6 protein-coding genes are annotated in these 6,359 nt (G+C 47.5%); all 6 read right to left on the bottom strand.

Going from position 1 to position 6,359, the window contains the following annotated elements:
• Nucleotides 1-273: 273 nt before the first annotated feature.
• On the bottom strand, nucleotides 274-516 hold the full coding sequence (locus QUA03_RS27980) for a hypothetical protein (RefSeq protein ID WP_333216868.1): 243 nt from the start codon (nucleotides 514-516) through the stop codon (nucleotides 274-276).
• Nucleotides 517-1,296: 780 nt separating this feature from the next.
• The gene (locus tag QUA03_RS27975; RefSeq protein WP_333216866.1) at nucleotides 1,297-4,386 is read right to left on the bottom strand and encodes a DUF3987 domain-containing protein; all 3,090 of its coding nucleotides are present in this window, start codon (nucleotides 4,384-4,386) and stop codon (nucleotides 1,297-1,299) included.
• Between the two features lie 136 nt (nucleotides 4,387-4,522).
• The gene (locus QUA03_RS27970; protein ID WP_333216864.1) at nucleotides 4,523-4,801 is read right to left on the bottom strand and encodes a hypothetical protein; all 279 of its coding nucleotides are present in this window, start codon (nucleotides 4,799-4,801) and stop codon (nucleotides 4,523-4,525) included.
• Nucleotides 4,802-5,146: 345 nt separating this feature from the next.
• Nucleotides 5,147-5,695: a hypothetical protein gene (locus QUA03_RS27965; protein WP_333216862.1), complete on the bottom strand. Its 549-nt coding sequence runs from the start codon at nucleotides 5,693-5,695 to the stop codon at nucleotides 5,147-5,149.
• On the bottom strand, nucleotides 5,686-5,949 hold the full coding sequence (locus tag QUA03_RS27960; protein ID WP_333216860.1) for a hypothetical protein: 264 nt from the start codon (nucleotides 5,947-5,949) through the stop codon (nucleotides 5,686-5,688). The genes QUA03_RS27965 and QUA03_RS27960 overlap by 10 nt, the downstream gene beginning before the upstream one ends.
• Nucleotides 5,949-6,359 (bottom strand): hypothetical protein (locus QUA03_RS27955; RefSeq protein WP_333216859.1); only part of this gene is annotated, 411 nt, incomplete at its 5' end. The genes QUA03_RS27955 and QUA03_RS27960, both read right to left, overlap by 1 nt.

Raw genomic sequence — 6,359 nt, 5'->3', positions numbered from 1 at the left:
CACCAGTATTAAGAGTTGCGATCGCGTCAGAATTGCGATCGACATCCTGTGTCATAATTATTCGGCTCCAAACGTTGTGAGTGAACGGTTTGGGGAAGTCGTGACTTGTTAAGCAGTTCCAAGTGCTTAGCAGTCGCGCGTCAATCTTCCTCAGTTACTTAACGATCGTGTTTTCCAGCAGTTTTGTCAAGCTGGCAATTGTAAAGTTTTGAATTCCAGAAAACCCCAGCGATTAACCGGGGTATTATTCCTAACTTCCAGTTGAGATGTATTTCAGGACTCCTCAAGTATCCTGTAAATCCTCTTGATGTCGCCGGGTGTAAGTTTTGATTTTGAGTCCTCAGCTTTTACCCGATTGAGTACGTCGTAAACGTCGGGTAAGTCTCTGGCAGTGGCTGATTTTTGTTCTGACTCTGGTTTTTCTGTGAGAGCTGCTGCGAGTTTTGTTTCAAGTTTTTCGATTTCCGCGTCCCGGTCGTAGATTTTTTGGTTAGCAGCAGCAAGTACGCTACCCATTGCTTGAAGTTCTTGATTTTTTCGAGCTACTAGGCGATCGGAGCCCTCTAACTGGTTGCGTAGTTTCTCGACTTCCTCTGGTTCCGGCCTGAGTGATTCTGTGGGCGATTCACTCAGGCACTCAATTTTCCCAAGCGTTCATCCATCTCTGCCAACTTTTGCAGAATAGGGTCAAGTCTAGTCTCTATCTGTGTGTCTACAATCTCAGGCGTTAGTGTAGACAACTGTGTAGACGCGATACTATCATTGCTTCGTGTAGACAATTCTGTAGACGACGCTGTAGACACTTCTATGGTTGCACCAGCGGATAGAGCCTTGAGGATTCTCTGTGCTGCCTGACTCTCGGATTCACCCTCTAACTGTTGCGCCTGTATCCAGTTAAGGAAGTGGCTTGAGGCGCGAAACGATATAACTTTACTTTCACTCATTGTAGACATTTGTAGACGGTATGTGTCTACACTAACTGATACCTGTCTACAATGTCAACATACTTGTCTACAATCTTTGTCTACAGTCCTTTTTAAGTGCAGATTGGGTGCAATCTGCCCGCAAAGCTTCCGATTGCAATTGCAACACAGCCGGAACTCTTGCCAGCACTTAATATCCATCACCACGAGTTCCGCCGTGACAGGGCGCGAGTTCTTATTGAGATTGGCACACGCTCACCGAGAAAGTGGCACATATTCCCGGTGGCTGTGATTTGTAGATTAAAAGTAGAATCTCGGAATCTCGGAATTGAGGGATTGAGGGATTCTAGCTTCGAGTTTTGCGATCGGTGATTTAGTCAATGGCTTGCAATTCCTCCGGCTTCAGCCAAGTTGTATAGCTGCCGTCAGGTTTGATGCAAGCAATCTGAGAGTATTTGTCGATCGAGTCAACCACTAGCTCTATCCCTTGATATTGCTCATAAGCGCCGACGTACTCGACTCGCGTACCTTTGACAAATCCAGTCTTAGCCAAAAGTTTAAAGTTATTACTCTCACCATCCGCCAAGCAATCCTTGACCGCACTGTTCAATTTTATTTTTGCTTTACCCGCAAGTGCATTCCAAACTTGGATGGCCAGCGAGCGGTCAACATCTGCGATCGCCTTTCTGATTTGTTCTGCACTTTTATCAACTGTTGATGAAAGTGTTGAGGAATCCTCAACTGTTGATGAAAGTGTTGAGGATTCCTCAACACCTATTGACGCTTGCTGCATAAGGCTTTCAGGCTCAAATCCTGCAAGTGTTGATGGTGTTGAGGTTTTTTCCAATTCCTCAACACTTCCCGCGTCAGCATTGGTGGCGGTATCGGCATCAAACGTTTGAATTGCATCAACAGCATCAACAGTCTGAGGATTTATTTCTTCAATCTCTTGATATATAAGGGTTTGATGTTGTTGAGAGTCCATCAACACTTTGCTGTTATTCATCAACAGTTCATCGGAATTCCTCAACACTTTGCTGTTATTCATCAACAGTTCATCGGAATTCCTCAACACTTTAGATGCCAGCGTCAATCGGGAACCCGCACCCTGTACCTCTGCTAAATCCATAGCTGCGAGCTCCTCAAAGTGTTGCCGGAGTTTATCTGGTGCAAGTGCTCGGAGTCCCCACACTGCTTTCTTAGCTTGAGAGGCGGTCAATTTACCTACCTCGTTTACTTTCTCAAGCAGAGTTTTGAGGATGGGAGTTAGTTCGCCGTGCAGCGCGTCGCCATCACCTTGTAACACAGTCACTTGACCGAGGTAGAACTGTGCTAAATGACAGCCGGCCCGCACAGTATCTAAAGGTATTTCTTGCTGAACTTCTGCGGGTTCACTACTGACTCCTTTGAGAACGTGCAGTACACCGATTAACCGCGCCGCTTGACCGGGCATTTTTGCCATTGCAGCCCTTAGACCGGGTTTTGTCTCGTTCCGGGTTTGCTCGTACCGCTTGTCGTACCAATCGTCGTAAAACTTCTGGCCGTCCTTTGAAAAGTAAAACTCTAGCGCGGGCAGAGAGTCTAATTTTCTGTAGGTAGACTCAAGCAAAGTTCCTAAACTGTAGGTTACGTCGTTGCGGGGAATCTTGTAGGGACGCATCGGCATTTGATACCAGAGGAATCGAGCCCAATCGCCTTGAGAATCGGTAAAGTCTCCTAGCAGTGTTCGGAGTTTATCGGGTTGAATACCGCCAGTAATTGATAGCGAGTCACGGGTTAGGCTGACACGAGAATCTTTACTACGGCGATTCTTTTTGATGCCGCCACCATTCCAGCCAGACAGAAAGCTTTCTTTGTCGTTACCCTTGCCACCTTTATATGCACCGTAGGACGCAAACAACCCGCTAAGCTCGTCTTTAATCATGGTGAACGCTTTGTCTGGCTGGAGCCCCTTGATTTCATCCAGTGACTCGACAGTGATGTTGTCCACATAGAATTCCCTCACAGGATGGGGTTTTTGGGGAGTTTCTGCGTCTTTTTTCTCTTCCTTTGGTAGATTCTCGAATGCCTCACACGCTTGCTCATAAGCCTCTAACTCCGCTGCATAACGCTCGTCTTCCTCTGCCTGAAGTTTTACTAGAGGCATTTTGGGTATGTTCAGTGTGGGAGTTTTTCGGCCACCCGTTTCTGTGACTACACCCGTGTAGAGCAAAAATGGCTCAACAAAATTCGTACACTTTTTAACCAGGATGCGGGAATTGGGATTTATCAACCCTGCTGAAATTGGGAGCAAGAAAGTAAGAATCGCTTCAGGGTCTACCCCCAACCATTCAGAAACTTTTTTAATAGGGTTTGCCAGATTGGGGTGCAGGTATTTTTCAAGAGTCAAGCGTCGGCTGCTAATTTTTAGCAATTCCTCTAAATCAGATTTTCTGTCGAGCCGTTGTTCATCTCGATCGGCTTCTTCCTGAATTTCCTTATAGATGCGCTCGACTTGCTGAATGTGGCTAGTGCTGGCACGCGCCAAGTCCACCATTGCCGCCGTCAGCTCAGAACCCGTAACGTCAGAGTTGAAAAGTGCTGTAACTTCTTTTCTCAAGTCAACGCTGGTAGGTTTGAACCGCTCGTGAGTTACAACGTTTGATACTGCCTGCGAAGTCGGAGCCTGAAAAACTTTCTTGCCTCCGATCGCAGCTTTGATGTCATCGGCTGAAAGTTTTTCTTGTTCGATCCAGTCGAAAACATCTAGACCCTGACTTTTGGGTAGATTTTCCCAAGCTTTAGATTCTGGGAATGGGTAGAGCCACATAGCATCCGGGAAGTGTTGGGCAACCTTCTCCGCGTCCTCGATTCCTGGTTTGTCACGATCGGGAGTGATAACCACAACAGCACCCTGTAAATCCAGAGAGTCGGTCGAGGAAAACTTACCCATCCCGCCGATGCTGGTAGTGGCTGCTAAACCAAGCTTCCAAAAAATGTCAGCGCACTGTTCCCCGTCAACTGTGTGGATGAATTTGCCTTCTGAAATTGCTTGCTGAACTTCTGAATATTTGTAAATCGGGATGCTGGCACGGGCAACGTCTCCTATTCCCTTCTGCCATCGGGAGCCGTCCCAGTTTTCTTGCCAGATTTTCTTCTTGCCAGCGCCGTCATCAACACGAACCACGCGAACCAACGGAGAACCGTCGCGGGCGGGGTAGTCAAAATAGCGAGTTTGCTTTGGTCGGGCTGGTTTCTTTTCCTGCGGGCGGGCGTAGTAAACGTGGCCCTCTTTATCAGCTTGGCTTGTAGCTTCCCAACCAGTAGCGGGCGGTTGGTCACGACTGCAAACCGAAAGCTCGCCGATCGAGTAGCACCAGTCAGGTTTGCCACAGTGCGGGCACGGGTTAGCCTTAGAAACTCTTACAAGATTTCTAAGATTGCTTGAAGATTGACCGTTATTCGGAGTAGAATTGTCGTACATGAATTTGACTCGCTCAAGACGAGTTGAAGGTGGATTGAATTTCCAAAAGCCGTTGCACGTCAGGTACCAATTGAAGGCAGCGGTTTTTTGGTGTCTAGATTTTTAGAAAGTTTAGAGCATAGAAGGTACCGCCCCGCTAGTTGACTAGAGGTGCGGGTAGGCTGTCAGTGAGTGACACGCCGATTAAGCCGTTGCAGAATTTAGGAATTAGGATTAGAGCTTTTAGCCGTTCGTTCTGATGCTTTAAGGGCTTCTTGAGCACCTCAACTTTTACCAACGTCAAATAGTCAAGTACCAGCGCCCACAGTCTCCAAGGATTGTGGTAGTAGTGCTTGAGAAACGATCGCCGAGATTCTCGCTCTTCTCTGCGGGCTTCTATTTTTCTTTGGCGACCCCAACGGCGTCTATCTTCCATTTGATTATTTTAGCGGCGGATGGGATTTAGAGCACGGATTTTAATCAACTCGGTTGTGTACGAAACCTAATAGGTTTCGGTTTTTGTTAAGCACGTAAGAATGAGGGTTCTGGCTGATTTTTATTAGAAACGGTTGAGCTAGAGACCTATAGGTCTCTAATTTTCTCTATACACGCTTAAAACACGGTGCGGAGAGTGCTAGCACATTGTGCTGACTAATTCAATAGGCAGAATTGCCATAAAATCTAGAACGCGCTCTGTGTACGGGTTTGAGCTTATACAGAAAATCGATACCTATAAGCCTTAACTTTTATTCCTCACTACTGATTTTTGTTTGTTTTTGTGTTACTCTTCCCCAACTAAGCGCTTGTACTCAGCCTCAGCATCCTTGTATTTTTGGCTGCCTCCTTTGGACACTCCCCAGATTTCAAGAATGATTTTTGCTTTACCCCATCCCTTTGCCTTCAGTTGCAGCGCTCGTTCTGCTTTGTCGTTCTCTGGGTCGTTCTCGGAACGTTCAGCTAGTTGGTTTTGGGGTTCTGCCACTAATCCGCTCTCTTCATCACAAGTCAGTGCTAGCAATCGTTCTAGCTGTTCGCGGGGGTTCAGAATTTGTTCTGCTTCCTGTTGGCGCTGTTGCTGAGAAACATAAACAGATGTCGAGATTTCATCCTCTGTATCAGCCTTAATTGCCCTCAGCTTCAATTGCTCAATCTCATTTTCCTCTACCAGTCGGCGGGCAATGTTACCCGCGCCAACTGCACAAGCAACCGCCCCGCCAAGCGAGAGCCCCTGAATTGCTTTATGCCAACTAACTTTTTTATCGAGGGCAACCAAGGGAGCCAACCAGAGGGCAACCGCAGCGCCAGACAGCACAAACATTTTTAGCTGCATAAAAACACCCCCGCACCGATCACGATCGAAGCCATGCCAGCCAGAAGCAAAGCCTGCAAATTCTGCACCGAAATCTTGAGCCAGCCAGACACAGAAAAATCTAGGAGCCAGCAAAGCCCCCACAAAATGAATGCTGCTGCCGCTAAAAAAGCGATCGCTCTAAATGCCATCGGATGTAAACTCGCTATCCATCCCAGAAGGGAGGAAGCGATGCACCCGGCGACAAAATAATTTGCCAGATACATCGCTCTCATTAGTTTGCCCCCGCCGTGAGTTTGGCTTTAATTGCGTCAATCCGAGTACGGGCATCGTTTTCAGCTTTGTCGATACCCATTCCTAGCCGTGCGTAGCCAGGGCGCAGCGCGTGTAATTTCTTAGCCAAACCAGCATTCGATCGAACTTTTTTGAGTTCGTTATCGGCTACCACAGATTCATATTTGCGATGCTCTTTATGCACCGTGGCATCAGCCTTCTCAATTTTGCCTAGAGCACTATACCCCCGCTTCGCTTGCTTTGCCCCGTCCGCCTTCTCCTTTGCCAGATCCTTTAAGCCGTCTGCCTCATCTTTAGTGAAATACCTCGGAGCCGGAACCACGGGAACCGATCGGATAGAGCCAAAGTTACCGGGATTGATGGGACTAATTGCAGCAGCATCGGTAGCTGC

The organism is Microcoleus sp. S36b_A4, assembly GCF_036700645.1.
In the GTDB taxonomy this organism is placed as follows: Bacteria; Cyanobacteriota; Cyanobacteriia; order Cyanobacteriales; family Microcoleaceae; genus Microcoleus.
Note: the sequence above shows the minus strand (reverse complement) of the source record. Positions and strands in the feature narration are given on the sequence as shown.